The 15,312-nt window shown below is 67.4% G+C and carries 16 protein-coding genes; 6 read left to right on the top strand and 10 right to left on the bottom strand.

Going from position 1 to position 15,312, the window contains the following annotated elements:
• Positions 1-171: 171 nt before the first annotated feature.
• The 4 genes from OTERR_RS05900 to OTERR_RS05885 all read right to left on the bottom strand — a co-directional run bounded on the left by OTERR_RS05900 (position 172) and on the right by OTERR_RS05885 (position 2,512).
• Positions 172-582 (bottom strand): c-type cytochrome, encoded by a 411-nt coding sequence (locus tag OTERR_RS05900; protein WP_149425130.1) that lies wholly within the window; start codon positions 580-582, stop codon positions 172-174.
• Positions 579-1,175, bottom strand: a complete 597-nt coding sequence (locus tag OTERR_RS05895) for a ferritin-like domain-containing protein (RefSeq protein WP_054622471.1) — start codon at positions 1,173-1,175, stop codon at positions 579-581. The genes OTERR_RS05900 and OTERR_RS05895 overlap by 4 nt, the downstream gene beginning before the upstream one ends.
• 11 nt (positions 1,176-1,186) lie before the next feature.
• A complete protein-coding gene (locus tag OTERR_RS05890; RefSeq protein WP_149425129.1) occupies positions 1,187-1,948 on the bottom strand; it encodes an RNA polymerase sigma factor in 762 nt (253 codons plus the stop codon).
• A gap of 132 nt (positions 1,949-2,080) precedes the next feature.
• Positions 2,081-2,512: an acyl-CoA thioesterase gene (locus OTERR_RS05885; protein ID WP_149425128.1), complete on the bottom strand. Its 432-nt coding sequence runs from the start codon at positions 2,510-2,512 to the stop codon at positions 2,081-2,083.
• 520 nt (positions 2,513-3,032) lie between these two features.
• On the opposite strand from OTERR_RS05885, the gene OTERR_RS05880 reads away from it, so the two are divergent.
• The 3 genes from OTERR_RS05880 (at position 3,033) to OTERR_RS05870 (ending at position 6,526) form a co-directional block, all read left to right on the top strand.
• The gene (locus tag OTERR_RS05880; RefSeq protein ID WP_149425127.1) at positions 3,033-4,265 is read left to right on the top strand and encodes a cytochrome C; all 1,233 of its coding nucleotides are present in this window, start codon (positions 3,033-3,035) and stop codon (positions 4,263-4,265) included.
• Positions 4,266-4,340: 75 nt separating this feature from the next.
• Complete coding sequence (locus tag OTERR_RS05875; RefSeq protein ID WP_149425126.1) at positions 4,341-4,979, top strand: c-type cytochrome; 639 nt, start codon at positions 4,341-4,343, stop codon at positions 4,977-4,979.
• A gap of 836 nt (positions 4,980-5,815) precedes the next feature.
• Entirely contained in the window at positions 5,816-6,526 is a 711-nt protein-coding gene (locus OTERR_RS05870; protein ID WP_149425125.1) for a hypothetical protein, read from the top strand.
• A gap of 51 nt (positions 6,527-6,577) precedes the next feature.
• Here OTERR_RS05870 and OTERR_RS05865 read toward each other — a convergent pair whose 3' ends face one another.
• Both OTERR_RS05865 and OTERR_RS05860 read right to left on the bottom strand, forming a co-directional pair.
• Positions 6,578-7,471, bottom strand: a complete 894-nt coding sequence (locus OTERR_RS05865) for a LysR substrate-binding domain-containing protein (RefSeq protein ID WP_149425124.1) — start codon at positions 7,469-7,471, stop codon at positions 6,578-6,580.
• A complete protein-coding gene (locus tag OTERR_RS05860) occupies positions 7,464-8,417 on the bottom strand; it encodes a LysR substrate-binding domain-containing protein (RefSeq protein ID WP_149425123.1) in 954 nt (317 codons plus the stop codon). The genes OTERR_RS05865 and OTERR_RS05860 overlap by 8 nt, the downstream gene beginning before the upstream one ends.
• 135 nt (positions 8,418-8,552) lie before the next feature.
• Here OTERR_RS05860 and OTERR_RS05855 point away from each other — a divergent pair, with 135 nt between their 5' ends.
• Together OTERR_RS05855 and OTERR_RS05850 are read left to right on the top strand one after the other, a co-directional pair.
• The gene (locus tag OTERR_RS05855; RefSeq protein WP_187775317.1) at positions 8,553-8,924 is read left to right on the top strand and encodes a DUF2917 domain-containing protein; all 372 of its coding nucleotides are present in this window, start codon (positions 8,553-8,555) and stop codon (positions 8,922-8,924) included.
• A complete protein-coding gene (locus tag OTERR_RS05850) occupies positions 8,921-9,913 on the top strand; it encodes an alpha/beta hydrolase family protein (protein ID WP_149425121.1) in 993 nt (330 codons plus the stop codon). The genes OTERR_RS05855 and OTERR_RS05850 overlap by 4 nt, the downstream gene beginning before the upstream one ends.
• 104 nt (positions 9,914-10,017) lie before the next feature.
• On the opposite strand, the gene OTERR_RS05845 is transcribed toward OTERR_RS05850, so the two are convergent.
• Together OTERR_RS05845 and OTERR_RS05840 are read right to left on the bottom strand one after the other, a co-directional pair.
• A complete protein-coding gene (locus tag OTERR_RS05845; protein ID WP_149425120.1) occupies positions 10,018-11,322 on the bottom strand; it encodes an O-acetylhomoserine aminocarboxypropyltransferase/cysteine synthase family protein in 1,305 nt (434 codons plus the stop codon).
• 163 nt (positions 11,323-11,485) lie between these two features.
• Positions 11,486-11,968, bottom strand: a complete 483-nt coding sequence (locus OTERR_RS05840; protein WP_149425119.1) for a CoA-binding protein — start codon at positions 11,966-11,968, stop codon at positions 11,486-11,488.
• A 196-nt stretch (positions 11,969-12,164) separates the two neighbouring features.
• Between OTERR_RS05840 and OTERR_RS05835 the strand changes: the two genes are divergently transcribed.
• Positions 12,165-12,749, top strand: coding sequence for an OmpA family protein (locus OTERR_RS05835; protein WP_149425118.1), 585 nt, complete (start codon positions 12,165-12,167; stop codon positions 12,747-12,749).
• Positions 12,750-13,001: 252 nt separating this feature from the next.
• On the opposite strand, the gene OTERR_RS05830 is transcribed toward OTERR_RS05835, so the two are convergent.
• A complete protein-coding gene (locus OTERR_RS05830) occupies positions 13,002-14,351 on the bottom strand; it encodes an SCO family protein (protein WP_149425117.1) in 1,350 nt (449 codons plus the stop codon).
• A gap of 13 nt (positions 14,352-14,364) precedes the next feature.
• Positions 14,365-15,249, bottom strand: a complete 885-nt coding sequence (locus OTERR_RS05825) for an ABC transporter permease (protein ID WP_149425116.1) — start codon at positions 15,247-15,249, stop codon at positions 14,365-14,367.
• Positions 15,250-15,312 lie beyond the last annotated feature (63 nt).

Here is a 15,312-nt window from a genome sequence, read left to right as displayed (position 1 = left end):
GGGGCGGCACACACCCGAAGAGCCCGGTGGGGCCAGGTGGCAAGCCGCAGGAGGCGGTGAAGACAGCATGGAACGGCACGGGACGCCGCTCAAACGAAACAACTGGGTGTGAGGTGAATATATTTCACCCAAGAATCGCCCGCCCCCCGGCACCCGGCCAGGGGGCGGCGGTCAGTGGGCGCACTCGCCGCTCACCGTCGCCTGGCGCAACCAGGCGATCAGGTCGGCCCGCTCCTGGGGATCGGCAATGCCGGCGTAGCCCATCAGGGTGCCGGGCACCATGCGGGTCGGGTTGGTGAGGAAGCGATCCAGGGTCGACCCATTCCAGACGATGCCGGAGCGGACCATGGCCGGCGAGTAGGTAAAGCCCGGCACACTCCCGGCGCGGCGGCCGAACAGGCCGCAATGGTGCGGCCCGGTGCGGTCGTAGGCCAGGGCATGGCAGGCCTGGCAGCGGGCGTAGATGGCCTCGCCCCGGGCCGGATCTCCCACCCCAGGCGCCGCCCCGGCGGCGACGGCGGCCGCAACCACCAGAACGCAGAGGGCAACACCGAGGCCGGCGGCACGGCCACGCCGGGTCATGAGACGAAGGCGGCCGGCACCGGGTTCTGACCGATGGCCTGGCGCAGGATGGCCCAGTGCATGGCCTCGTCGCCCAGGATGCTGGCGGCGGCCTTGGCCAGTTCGCGCTCGTGGAACAGGGGCACGGCCCCCAGGTAGGCGCTGACGGCCCCCTGCTCCAGGCCGGCGGCAAAGGCCAGCACGTCGTTCTGGGTTTTCAGTTTTTCAGTCGGAAAGCTGTACTGGGCCTTGGCCTCGGCGGGCTTGCCGCCCAGCTTGGCGACGGTCTTGGCCAGCACCTCGGCGTGCTCCTTGTGCTGCCCCTGGAACTGGAGCGCCAGGTCGAGCACCGGCTTTTGCAACAGGCCGCTGCCGGCGCCGACACTGTAGGCGGCGATGGCTTCCAGCTCGGCCCCCAGGGCGGTGTTGAGGATGCGCACATCGGCGGCGGCATCGCCCTTGTCGCCGCCCTTCTTGGCGTACTGGGCGGCCAGGGCCGGGCGATTGGCGAGCAGGGCCACCGTGCTGGCGGACAGCAGGGCCCCCGAACCGACGAGAAAACGGCGGCGGCTGAGTTGCTCCAGGGAGGCAAAGGGATTGATTTGGACAAGCATGACGCTCTCCTTCAGCCCCGGGCGGCGGGCGCTTCCCGAGATGGCGGGAGGGACGGCGCGGGGGGCGACAGGGATGGGGTAGCCAGCCCCAGGCGGGCGCAGACCTGCGCCACGATGCTGTCGCAGCGGCTGCCTGCGAAGGCGAAGACGTTTTCCAGCAAGGGCCCCAGGCACTGCCCCAGGGAGCGGCGCAACTGGGCCCGGGCCCGCAGCAGGCGGGTCTTGGTGTTGGCTTCGGAAATGCCCAGGGATGCCGCGGTTTCCTCGACGCTCAGGCCTTCCACGGCGCGCAGGATGAACACGCTGCGGTAGGCCTCGGGCAGGGCATCCACCGAGGCCTCGATGAGGCGGCGCAGTTCGCCGCGCATGGCCAGGGTTTCCGGGGTTTCGGCAAAGGACGCCGCGGCGCCCATCGCGCCCGCCTCCCCCGCTTGACCCGGGGAATCGCCACCTCCGGCATCGGCCTCGGGAAGGTGCGGGTGGCGGCGGTGCTCGATGGCCAGATTGACGACGATGCGGGTCAGCCAGGTGGACAGACGAGCCTCGCCGCGAAAGCCGGCCAGCCCCTTGTAGGCGCGCACGTAGCCTTCCTGCACCACATCCTCGGCCTCGCCGTCGTCGTGCACGATGCTGCGCGCCACCCGGAACAGGCGGCGATTGTGCTGGCGCATCAGGCTCTCGAACGCCTGGGCGTCTCCGGCCAGAATGCTCCCCACCAACGCCGCCTCGGTTTTCTGGCGCTCGGCGGCAGCGGCAACAGGGTGATGGGTCATGGGCTTCTCCGCGTGTTTGCCCATTGGACGAAACCGCGGAGAAAAAAGTTACAGCCCTGGAATGGGACGATCACCCAACCCATCACCCCGCGCCGGCCCGCAGGGGCCGGCGCCCCCCATCGCGGTAAACCCTCAGGCCGGCTGCTGCAGGCGTGCGACGAAGGCCTCGGGCATGCGCGCAATCTTGCGCTGGCCGTAGTCGAAGAACACCACCCCGGTCTTGCCCCGGGCCACTTCCCGGCCGGTGGCCTGGTCGCTCATGCGCCACACCAGGTCCAGGCCGTACTTGTGCGGGTCGGCGGTGGCGATCTCCACCACCATGGTCTCGCCGTGGAAGGCCTCGGACTTGTACTGCACCGCCGCGTCGGCCACCACCGTGCCCAGCCCCTCCACGTCCAGCTCCGAATAGCCGAAGTGCTTGTAGAAGCGCACCCGGGCCTCGGACACCAGGGTCAGCAACAGGCCGTTGTCCAGGTGGCCGCCATAGTTGATGTGGCCGATGTAGAGGGGCAGTTCGGTGGAAAACAGGTACTGCTCGGGTAGGTCGATCTGAATGCGGGCCATGGTATGAACAAAAGAAAAAAAATGAAGCAGCCGGGGCTGTAGCAGGAATGCGGCCAAACACCGGGGTGAATTTTCAGGTAGCAATTGCTTGGGAAGCAATCGTCCAGACGGCCATTTTGTCAGCTTACCGTCAATAACCAACAAACCCCATTAAAAACAAACAAATGCAAAGCCAATTTTTGGAAACAAGAGTCAAACTCGTTGCCTGATATATTTTTCAAGACTTTTGAATAATCGCACGCCATGAACTAAGGTGGGTTTTAATCATTTAGCAACCCATCTGGGGAGAGCGGCCATGGCACGTTTTGGTGATTTATCCCATCGATTCCTGCGCCGGGCGGCAGCCGTTTTCACTGCCCTGCTTTCCATCCCAATCTTTCTCATTCCCGGCGAAGCTTCGGCGCTGCCTTTGTTTGCCCGCCAAACCGGACAAAACTGCGTCGCTTGCCATGCTGGCGGACAGTTTCCGGCACTGACGCCTTATGGTCGGATATTCAAACTGACCGGCTATACGATCGGGGTGCGCAACAACATCCCTATTTCCGTCATGATCCAGGCCGGCATGACCAAAGTGGCCAACACGACCAACGGTTCCCTGCTCGACCCCAACGGCAGCGGCGGCAACGGCGCCATGCCTGCGGACAACTATCCTCGGGATGGGCTGGTGAGCGTTTCCCAGGTCAGCCTCTTTGCCGGTGGCAAGATTACCGACAACCTGGGTCTGTTCGGGCAATGGACCCTCAATCCCTACGACCACCAGAACGACCATAGCAAGTGGATCAGCCACAGCGCCACCGATCAGTTCGATCTGCGCTATGCGGACCGCTTCATCAACGCCGACCACGACCTGATCCTCGGCGCCAGCCTCAACAACAACATCGGCACCACCGACGTCTGGAACACCTTCAACAACCCTTTCCAGATGGTGCCGACACCGATCGGTCCGGCGGGATTGCAGGCCAATGCCTTCACCGGCCCCCAGTTCAGCCCGATGCTGACCCAAGGCAACCAGAATGCCGGACTCAATATTTATGCATTCTGGAACAACACCCTCTATGCGGAGGCGGGCCTCTATCGCAACGCCAACGGCATTTTTTCGATCATGAGCCAAGGGGTTAACAGCGACAGCACGACAACGCTGAAAGGGTATAACCCGTACTGGCGGCTGGCGCTCAATCACGACTGGGGCCCCAACAGCGCCATGATCGGCCTGCATGGCTTGAACGCTCGGGTCTATTCCGATCCTGCCGACTCCCACTCCCCCTTGGTCCGTAACAACGATGTCGGCATCGACGGCCAGTTCCAGCGCATCCTCGATCCCCACACATTCTCTGCCCAGTTCTCCTACACCCGAGAGCAGCAGAGCTACGACGACGCCCTGTGGAACAGCAACAATCCGTCCTACACCGGCACCTACGCCAACTCATCGAACACCATCGATCTGCTGAAGCTCAACACCACCTACATTTACCAGGCCAAGTATGGCGCCAGCCTGTCCTACGTAAGTTCCCAGGGGTCCAAGGACGCCATTCTCTATGCCGCCAACCCGATCACCGGTTCGGCCAACAACCGGCCCGGCACCCGGGTGTGGGTACCGGAGGTCTTCTGGACTCCGCTCCAGTATGTGCGCATCGGCTTCCAGTACTACAAGTACACCCAGTTCATGGGCGGGACGACCGGCTACGACGGAGTTTCCAGCCGCAGCGCCAAGGACAACAACCTATCCTTCCTCTACCTCTGGGCGGCGTACTGACCCTCCGCCCCGCCACATTCCGCCCGCCGGAGCCCACGGCACCGGACGAACGCAGCAGATGCCTGGAGGCACACCATGAATGCCCTACCCGCCCTTGCGACCGCCGCCCTCCTTCTGACGACAGGGGGCTGCGTCAACCTGGAACGCTCCCGGGACCTGGGGAATCCCAACGTTCCCGCCGCCACCCTGGCGGCCCAGGTCTGCTCGAACTGCCATGGGCTCGATGGCAACGCCCGTTCCCCCAACTTTCCCAGCCTGGCCGGCCAGCAGAAAGCCTACCTGGAAGCCCAGCTGCGCCAGTTCCGCAGCCACAATCGCCTCGACCCGGCCGGCTTCGAGTACATGTGGGGGCTGAGCCGCAAGCTCACCGACGCCCAGATCGAGGGGTTGGCCGACTACTTCACTGGCCAGCGCCCCCGCTCCCCCGGCCCCGTCGCCTCGGACCTGGCACAGGCGGGCCAGCGCATCTTCCGAGACGGTCTGCCGGACAGCAACACCCCGCCCTGCGCCTCGTGCCACGGCGAACGTGGCGAAGGCAACGCCACCTTTCCGCGCCTGGCCTACCAGCACGCCGACTATCTCTACAAGCAGCTCATGGTGTTCCAGCGCACTGACGAACGTCCCGAGGGCAGCGTCATGAAGACCGTTGCCCATGGCCTGAGCGCTGTCGACATGCGGGCCGTGGCCGCCTACCTGCAAGCCTTCCCCGACTAGGCGCGTCCGGCGCCACAGCCCCTCCGGAAACATCCGATAGCCCGACAGCTCCAGCCCCAGCTTGACGCGGAACATCTCGGGGATAGGCGCAAGCATGGGCAAATCGTGGTCGCCGAGGAGGCCAAACTAGCCCTGCCCTGGGCCACCTCCCAGCGGTGAGCCTGGTCCCTCATGCACCACTCATGCGCCACACCAGGGCGAAGCCATACCTGGGTGCGTCGGTCGCCCTATCTCCATCCCCCTGGTTCCGTCGTGGAAGTATTTCGCTGCAACCACAATTTGCAGCAAGCAATGCATGTCAGATCAACGTCAAAATTGTAAAACTTGACGATAACGCGAAAAAACACCCGATCAAAAAACGAATTCGCACCTGATTCGCACCCAATTGGTGCATTTATTCAAACAACCCAAAACCAGCATGGCAAATATTGCCGAACCCGCCGGCAATATTCATTTGTACTTATAAAAACAAATACAAAACAGGGTGATACAAGAACAGTAAAACAGGAAAATATTGCCCTGGAACCATGCCTCATACGTATCAAAATCGATACAAAATGCCAAATGATTCAATACCAAAACCACGCATCGCAAATGAGAATGCCTTCATTGCCACCCATTAACATTTGATTACAAACCGCCGCAAAACGGCAGCTCCAGTTCTTTTCTTTCTGGCCGAAATATTGCCTAGGCAAGCCCCCGGGAGGTGGAGAAATTCTGACGTCAAGCTGTCATTATTTTTTCGTCTCGTTTCGTCTTGAATCCCTTCCCTGAAAACCGGGGAGGATTTCATCCTTCAAGTCGGCCATATTTCAGAACGAAAAAAGGAGCAGGAAATGAGTATTTCTGGTGTCGATAGCAGTTCGCTTTATACCAACCAGATGACCTCGACCAGCAGCACCAGCGCTGCTGGCGCCAGTGCCACCTCCTCTGCCCAGGCAACGGAAAAGCACCATCATCATCGCGGCGGCGGTGGCGAATTCATGAACGCAGTGCAGCAAGCCTTCAGCCAGTTGGGTATTTCCCTGCCCGCCGGCCAAGGAAGCCGGGGTTCCCGAGGCGGCAAGGGGGGCGACGGGGATGGCGACGATGGCGCCACTTCCGCCTCCGGCACCCAGTCCGTGGGTCAGGACATGCACAAGCTGATGCACGACCTGTTCACCGCCTTGCATCAATCCCAGGGCGGGAGCAACGCCTCCGGTAACGACGGCGATGGCGACGACAACGGCGGCAAGGGCAGCAATGCTGCCTCCGGCGTACAGGCCGGTTACGCCAACTTCGCCAGCGGTCTGCAAAGCCTGATCGACCAGTTGGGCAGCAGCGGCAGCGCGTCCGGCAACAGCGCCCTCTCCACCCTGCAGGGCGACTTCCAGAACCTGTTGAGCGCCACCCAGGGGCAAGCGACCTCGGCCAGCGCATCGAGTGGTGCCGCAGGCGGCAGTCAGCCGACCCTGCAATCCTTCCTCCAGGCCCTGCAGCAGACCCTGCAAAACCACGCCTCCACCCCGGCGGCGGCCGTGGGCGGTCTGGTCAGCACCACCAGCTGATCCAGCGACGCTAGGCCGGCTGAATGCCACCCCGCCCTCGGGCGGGGTTTTTCATTCGGGCCGCGCCTGACGCCCCAGGCCGTCGCGGCGGGCCGAGCGCACCAGCCAGCGGATGAAGTCCATGGCGCCGCGCCGCTCCTCGATGTTCGGCGGGGCGACCACATAGAAGCTGTGGTCCGGGCAATCCTGGGGGAAGGGCCGCACCAGGCGGCCTTCGGCCAGGTAGGGGGCGGCCAGGGTTTCGACCATCAGGGCCACCCCGTGGCCGGCCACGGCGGCTTCGAGCATGAGCAGGGCGTCGTCGTAACGGGGGCCCTCGGCCGGCTCCGGATGAGCCATGCCGGCGGCGGCGAACCAGCGCTGCCAGGAAAGCAGCGGATGGCGCAGCAGGCGGCTGCGGTCCAGGTCCGCCGGGGTCTTCAGCCCCGCCGCCAGGGCCGGGCTGCACACGGGGAAAACCCGCTCCTCGAACAGTTTCCAGGCGAGCAGGCCGGGCCATTCCTCTTCCCCGTAACGCAGTCCCAGGTCGGCCTCGCCGGCCAAGAGCGGCGCCAGGCTGGTGGCGGTGCCCAGGCTGAACTCGATGTCCGGGTGGGTTTCCTGATACTCGGCGAGGCGCGCCACCAGCCACTTGCTGCCCAGGGCCGGCGCCACGGAAATACGCAACCGCTCCTGGTGGGGTGCGCGCAGACCCGCGCTGGCCTCGTCGAGGCGCAACAGGGCCTCGCGCACCACCGGCAGGTAGCGGCGGCCGGCGGCGGTGAGGGCGATGGCCCGGTGCAAGCGCTCGAACAGGGGCTGGCCCAGGTAGTCTTCGAGCAGGCGGATGCGGTGGCTGACCGCCGACGGGGTCAGGTTGAGGGCCTCGGCCGCGGCCTGGAAGCTGCCCAGGCGGGCGGCGGCCTCGAAGGCCGGCAGGGTGTGGAGCGGCGGCAGGTCACGCATGGTCGGGGATGATGGCGTCGGCGCTGCTTTCCCGGGTGGCCACGGCTTGCAGCCAGGCGACGAAGCGGGCCACCTCGGGCCGCTGGCCGCCCGGGGCGCGCAACAGGTAATAACCATGGCCGTCGGCGGAATCCCGGGGCGGCGCCAGGGGCACCAGGCGACCTTCGCCGAGGCGGTCGCGGATCAGGGGCAGGCGCCCCAGGGCAGCACCGTGGCCAGCCAGGGCGGCGGCAATGCACTGGTCGTAGTGGTTGAACTGGAGCAGCCCCTTGGCCTGGGTCGCGCTCAGTCCCAGGGGGTCGAGCCAGTTTTCCCAACGCAAACCCGGGTAGTCACTGCCGTCCTCCAGGGCCAGCAGAGTGAGGGACGGCAGATTCGCGCCGTTCAGGGCCGGGCCGGCCGGCAGGCTCGCCGCCAGGGCCGGGCTGGCCACCGGCAGCAGCACCTCGTCGAACAACTTGAGGCTACCCGCCGGGGCGTTGACCGCCGTGCAGTAGCGGATCGCCACATCCACATCCTCGGCCTCCAGATCCACCCGCCGGTTGTCGGCGGAAAGGCGCACGCCGATATCGGGATGGAGCCCCTGGAAATCGGACAGCCGGGGCACCAGCCACAGGGCGGAAAAGCCGATCGAGGCGGACACCGTGACCCGGGGACGCTGGCCAGCGCTGGCGATGTCGTCCACCACCGCCGCCAGCCGGGCGAGCATGTCGCTGGCGTTGCGGTAGAGCAGCTCCCCTGCCGGGGTGAGGCGCAATTGCCGGGTGGTGCGCAGGAACAGGGCCGTGCCAAGCTGCTCCTCCAGCCCCTGGACCTGGCGGCTGACCGCCGACTGGGACAGGGATAGTTCCAGGGCCGCCTTGGTGAACGACAGGTGCCGGGCGGCGGCGACGAAGCCCTTGAGATTATCCAGGGTGGGTAACTGGCGGAGATTGGCAGGGGCCATTTATTTATGCGTTTTCAACATTAATGCAATGCGGATTTTCCGTTTGTATCCAGCGCTGCGCCTTTCCATACTTCGTGCATGGCGGTCCGCCCAAGTGCGGACCATATAAAAAACGCATGAATGGAGGATAGGAAAATGCACCCAATCCTGCAAGCGCGGCACCACCCGGGGGCCGCAGCACCCGGCCTGCTCCTGGAACTGCCCCGGCACGAGGTGCTGGCCCTGGCCGACGCCCGGGGCCAGACCGTGACCTGCCAGAGCGGCGAACTGTGGATCACCGAGGAAGACGCCGGCCGGGACTTGTTCCTCCAGGCCGGGCAGACCTACACCGTCCGTTTCCCGGGCAATCTGGTGGTTTCCGCCTGCCAGGCCGCCCGCATCCAGGTGGATGGCGCCAGCGCCCCCCTCACCCTGGCGCACCGGTCCGGCCACGGCGGATTGGCCGGCTGGCTGCGCCTCGCCCACCTGAGCGGCGGCCTACCGACCCAGGGAGACGCCCCGCAATGACGGCGCCCCTGCACATCACCGACGGGCTGCCGCCCCCGGCCCCCCTCACCCTCACCGCCCGGGACGGCTATCCCCTGGCCGCCCACCACTGGCGCCCCGCCAGCGCGGCTCAGGGCGTGGTGGTGATCAACCCGGCTACGGCGGTGAAGGCCGACTACTACCACCGCTACGCCCGCTACCTGGCCGAGCACGGCCTGGCGGCGCTGACCTACGACTACCGGGGCATCGGCGCCTCGCGCCAGGGCAGCCTGCGCCGCTGGCGGCACATCACCAAGCTCGACTGGGGCCGCTACGACTGCGACGCCGCCCTGGCCTGGGCCCGCACCGCCTATCCGGACGCACCGGTACATTTGGTGGGCCACAGCATCGGCGGCCTGCTGCTCGGGCTGGCGCCCCACGCCGGGGTCGTCGCCCGGGCCTTCACTGTCGGCGCCCAATACGCCTACTGGCCCGACTACGGCCCGGGCAAGGCGCGCATGTGGCTGCGCTGGCACCTGCTGATGCCGGCGCTGACCGCCCTGCTCGGCTACTTCCCCGCCCGCCGCCTGGGCTGGCACGAGGATCTGCCGGCCGGCGCCGCCTACGAATGGGCCTTCCGCCCCGCCACCCTGGAAGCCGCCTACCGCCACCTGCGCCGCCACGGCGACGATCCCCTGGCCCATTTCGCCGCCATGAGAGGCGACCTGCTGGCTGTCAGCCTCAGCGACGACCCCTTCGGCACCCCGGCAGCCATCGAGCGCCTGCTCGGCTATTACCGCCACAGTCGGCGCCACCATTTATATCTGAAGCCGGCCGATGTCGGCGTGCCGGGGATTGGCCACTTCGCCTGGTTCAACGACCGTTTTCGCGCCACCCTGTGGCCGGACTCCCTGGCCTGGCTGGTGGAGGGCCGGCTGAACCGAACGCCCTCGACGGCCCTGGAGCCGGACAGCCCAGGCCTCAACGCCGACTCCCGCGCTGGACCATCCCCTGCCCGGCAGGCGGCGTGAGGCGTAAAAAACCGCCCGGCCCGATGTTCCGGGTGGGGCGGTTTGCTCAGAGGCGGTCCGGGGTCGCTGACGGACGACCCCGGCCATGCCTCAGCTTCCAGGCCTCAGGCGCAGGCCTTCTCCAACGCCTGGTCGATGTCCCACAGGATGTCGTCCAGGGTCTCCAGGCCCACCGAAAGACGGATCAGGTCCGGCGGCACGCCGGCGGCGCGCTGCTGTTCCTCGCTCATCTGGCGGTGGGTGGTGGAGGCCGGGTGGATCACCAGGGTCTTGGCGTCGCCGATGTTGGCCAGGTGGGAGAGGAATTCGACGCTGTCGATGAAGCGAGCGCCGGCGGCCGCACCAGCTTGACTCCCGCCTTTGATGCCGAAGCTGAGCACCGCGCCGGCGCCCCTGGGCAGGTACTTTTGCGCCAGGTCGTGGTAGCGGCTGGAGGCCAGGCCGGGGTAATTGACCCATGCCACCTGGGGGTGGGCCTCCAGGTGGCGGGCCACGGCCAGGGCGTTGGCGCAGTGGCGCTCCATGCGCAGGGATAGGGTTTCGACGCCTTGCAGGAGCAAGAAAGCGGAAAGGGGCGAGAGGGCCGGGCCGAAGGTGCGCAGGCCTTCCATGCGGCACTTCATGGTGAAGCCGAAGTTGCCGAAGGTTTCAAAGAAGCGCACGCCGTGGTAGCCGTCCGAGGGCTCGGTCATGGTGGCGAAGCGGCCGTCGCCGACGGACCAGTCGAACTTGCCCGATTCGACGATCACCCCGCCCATGGTGGTGCCGTGGCCGCCGAGGAACTTGGTGGCGGAGTGCATCACCACCTCCGCCCCCCACTCGCCGGGGCGGCACAGGTAGGGGCTGGCGAAGGTGTTGTCGATGAACAGGGGCAGGCCAGCCTGGGCGGCGATCTTGCCGACATTTTCCAGGTCGAGCACGTTGAGGGACGGGTTGCCCAGGGTTTCGGCGTAGAGCAGCTTGGTCTTGGGGGTGATGGCCCGGGCGAAGTTTTCCGGGTCGTCCGGGTCCACGAACACGGTGTCGATGCCCAGCTTGCGGAAGTTCACGTCGAGCTGGGTGTGGGTGCCGCCGTACAGGGTGCGGGCCGCCACGATCTGGTCACCGGCCTGGCACAGGTTGAGGATGGCGATCATCTGGGCGGCCATGCCGGAAGCCACCGCCACCGCCGCCCGGCCGCCTTCGAGGGCCGCCACCCGTTCCTCGAACACCGCCACGGTGGGGTTGGAGAGGCGCGAATAGACGTTGCCGAAGGTCTGCAGGTTGAAGAGGCTGGCGGCGTGCTCGGGGGAATCGAACACGTAGGAGGTGGTCTGGTAGATCGGCGCGGCGCGGCTGCCGGTCTCGGCGTCGGGAATCTGGCCGGCGTGGAGCGCCAGGGTGTCGAAGCCGAAGGTGCGGTCGGTCATGGAATCTGTCTCGGTATCGTTATGGATATGGGATCGCGGCGTGCCTGGCCCTGAAGCCCGGCGCACGAAACCGGCACTGGCCCCGACCGAAGCGGGGGCGTTGGGGGCAAGGTGCAGGGGTGTAAGGCGCGGGGCCGGCCCGATCCCGTTACGGCGCGCCCGGCTATACCAGGTTCGGCCGGGGCAGCCCGGTCGGGCGGCGGGCGGAGATCACCCGGGTATTCACGCCGAACCAGTGCAGGCCGCCGAACAGGCGGGCGTACTCGATCTTGACGCAGCGGTCCTGCACCACCGTCAGGCCGGCGGCCCGGGCGATGCGCGCCGCCTCGTCGTTGACCACCCCCAGTTGCAGCCACAGGGTCTTGGCGCCGATGGCCACCGCCTGCTCGGCGATGGCCACGCAGTCGGCGGGCTTGCGGAAGACGTCCACCATGTCCACCGGCTCCGGGATCGCGGCCAGGTCCGGGTAGCACTTTTGGCCGAGGATTTCGTCGTAGCGCGGATTGACCGGGATGATGCGGTAGCCGTGCTCCAGCATGTACTTGGCGGCGAAGTTGGAGGGGCGCGACCAGTCGGCGGAAAGGCCGACCACGGCGATGCTGCGGGTCTGCTGCAACACCCGGCGCAGGGTGGCGATGTCACTCATGCAAAATCCTTGAACGTTGATACGGCAAACCTCGATCCGGCACCGGCCCCGGGACGGCGGGCGGGCGCGATTGTACGCGGCAATCCTGGCGGCGGCGGGGGTGGCGCACCGGCAAAAAACCCGCCCCGGCACCGTGACAACCCCGGCCCGATGCACTAGTTTACGGCCCCCCGGGGTTCTTGAAACACGTTCGTCCATGCTTGCCCAAACCCGTGGCGCCCAGCCCGCCCGCCGCGCCACCCACACCATTGCCTCCCGCCCCAGCGCGGCGCCCGTGGCGCTGCTGCTGGCCCTGAGCCTCGCCCTGGCCGCATGCCAGACCGTGCCCGATGCGCCTGCCGGCGCCACCACCGAGCGCCAGTCCGCCCCCCAAGCGCGCCCCAAGGTGGATACGAAGCTGCGCAGCGCGCCCCGGGCCACCGGCGCGCCGGCCAGCGTCGAGGCGCCGGCTCCTACCCCCGACGAGACGATCCGCATCGCCCCGGGCGAAACCACCCTTTCGCCGGAAATGGAGTCCCGGCTCGACCGGGTGTTGCAGCGGGTCAAACCCAACGAGCAGCTGCGCATCCGCCTCGAAGCCTATTCCCCGGAGCGGGGCAGCAACGCCTGGGAAATCGCCATGGCCGAGAAGAGCCTGCAGACCGTGCGGGCGCGCCTGATCGCCCAGGGCATCCGCGCCTTCCGCATCGAGACCACCATGGTCGGCGACCGGGCCGGCACCGCCGCTGCCCGGGAGCGTAACGAGGTGCGCCTGTACATCATCGAACCGAGCAGCAACTAGGCCAAGGCCGAGGCCGAAGCCCGCACAGGCCAAGGCCATCCCACGTTCGTCCCGCTCCCCGAGGCGGCCAGCGCCGCCACCCAGGCACCACAACGTGATCTGATACCTGGCCAAACCCCGCGCCAGTAGCCGATCTCCAGGGCATACCCCTGAAGATGCGCGCCAATAAAGGCGCTGCTGGCATACCCTCTGAAGATCGGCCACTGGCGCGGGGTTTGGGGCGATGCTACGCAGCAATCCCTCGTTTGGTGCTCAACGCAAAGTGGCTGGCGGCGCCAGGGGCGCTGGCATCGCCGACATCGCAGGCATCGCAGGCCTCGCCGGCCTCGACCTCCCCCGCCCTTCCTTGACCAGGGCCGCCAGATCGGCGGCGAGCAGATCCACCGGCTGGCCGTAGGGCGACAGGCCGCGCACCCGGCCCTGGCGGTCGATGAGGAAGACCCCGGCGGTGTGATCCAGGGTGTAGCCGAGGGCATCCGACGGCTGCTTGTCGGCCACCAGGCCAAAGTCGCGGATGAAGGCGGCGGTCTGCCGGGCGTCGCCGCGCAGGGCGGCAAAGCGCTTGTCGAAGGCGCCGACGTATTCCCCGAGCAGGGCCGGGGTGTCCCGTTCCGGGTCCAGGGTGGCGAACAGCACCTGCACGTCCTGGGCCGCCGTCCCCAACCCTGACAATCCGGGCAATACGGCCAGGGCCGCCTTCAGTTCGGCCAGGGTGGTGGGGCACACGTCCGGGCACTGGGTGTAGCCCACCGCCAGAGCCACCACCTTGCCCCGGTAGTCGGCCAGGCGACGTTCCCGGGGCCGCGGGCCGGCAACGTCGTTCAAGGTGAAGGCGTAGCGGACCTCCGGCGCCGGGGCGGCGTTGAGCACCGCCGTGGGCAACGGCTGGACGCCCGCCCGCGCCCCTGCCCCCGTACCCTCGGCCAGCAGGCGGGCCCGGTGCTTCAGGCGGTAGTCGGCGAAGGGCTGTTGCTCGAAGGCGCCAGCCGTGACGAAGCGGCCCAGGGCGCGGAAATCGACCGCATCCAGGGGGCCGACGTGGCGGTAGCGAAAATCGGGGCCGTCGAAAAAGAGAAACCCCGGGGTGCCCAGCACCCGGTAGCGGTCCGCCAGTTGGGCAGCGCTCGTCCGCTGGCCCTGGGGATCGACCAGGGGCGCGCTGTGCCCGTCCCGTTCCGCCAGATCGACCTTGATCGTGCGGTAGCGCCGGCCGAAATCGGCCAGCACCGCGGCATTGGGGAACACCTCCCGCTTCATCCGGGCGCAGCCGGGGCAGTCGGGCAATTCGAAATAGAGGGCCAGCCGCTTGCCCTCGGCCTTGGCCGCCGCCGCTTCCCTAGCCAGGTCCAGGGGCGCGGCCGGCGTCACCGCGGGGGCCGCGAACAGGGCGGAGGCACCCTCCCCTTCACCGCCGGGGCCGGCCGACCCTGCGTGGACCGGCCCGCTCCAGGCCAGGGCAGCCAGGGCCAGGCTGGCGACCAGCAGCCCCGCCGCCAGCCACGGCTGGCGGCGCAGCCAGGTTTCCAGCCCGGCCGGCGCCGGGCGGCAAGGCGAGCCCTCGTTTATCGGCCGGGCCCAGGCCCAGCCTGTCGCAACTGCCATGGCGCCGCCCCGCTCAGCGCAGCCAGAACAGGGCGCGGTGGCGCAGCTTGTCCAGGCCGGTCATGGCCAGCCAGGTGACCAGGCCGGTGTACAGGATGCCGGCCACCATGCGCGGGTAGTCGGCGAAGTCGGCGTAGTACTGGACGAAGCGGCCCAGGCCGGCGTTGGCACCGAACAGCTCGGCCACGGTGAGGAGGATGAAGGAGAAGCCCAGGCCCACCGCCATGCCGGAGAAGATGTGCGGCAGGCTGGCGGGAAAGATCACCCGCACCAGGGTTTCCAGGCGCGAGAAGCCGAGCACCCGGGCGTTGTCCCGGTAGCGTTTCTCCACGGCGTGGGCGCCGGCGGCGGCGTTCTGGAACACGGGCCAGAAGGCGCCGATGAAGACCACGAAGGTGGCGGACAGGTGGAAGGTGGGCAGCACGGCGATGGCGTAGGGGATGTACACCGTGGGCGGCACCGGGGCCACCACCTTGGCGAAGGGAAAGGCCGCCCGGCCCAGGCCCGGGATCAACCCGGCCAGGAGCCCGAGCAGCACGCCCAGGGCCACCGCCAGGGCATAGCCCGGCACCAGGATGAAGAAGGACGAGACGGTGCCCTTCCACAGCTCGGGCAGGGAATCCCACAGGGCGTCCAGCACGATGCGCGGGGCCGGCAGCAGGGGGTTGGTGGTCTGGTCGATGAAGTAGCTGGAGATCTGCCAGGCGGCGATCAACACGGCCCACAGCAGCAGGGATTCCCAGGCCGGCAGGAAGCGGGCCAGGGATGCGGCCAAGGACGGGGCGCGGAACGGTGCCGACAGGGCGAAGGCCGGGGCGCGGGTCTCGGTGGCCGCAGCCGTTACAGCGGCCACGGCGGCATCGGGCGCTTCCGCCGCCAGGGTGATGGATTGGGACATGGTGTTTCCTTTACAGCGACTGCGGTGACTGCGGTGACTGCGGTGACTGCGGCGGCGGCACTG

The sequence above is a fragment of the Oryzomicrobium terrae genome, from assembly GCF_008274805.1.
GTDB classification, from domain to species: Bacteria; Pseudomonadota; Gammaproteobacteria; order Burkholderiales; family Rhodocyclaceae; genus Oryzomicrobium; species Oryzomicrobium terrae.
This window is presented reverse-complemented; position numbering and strand designations above follow the sequence as displayed.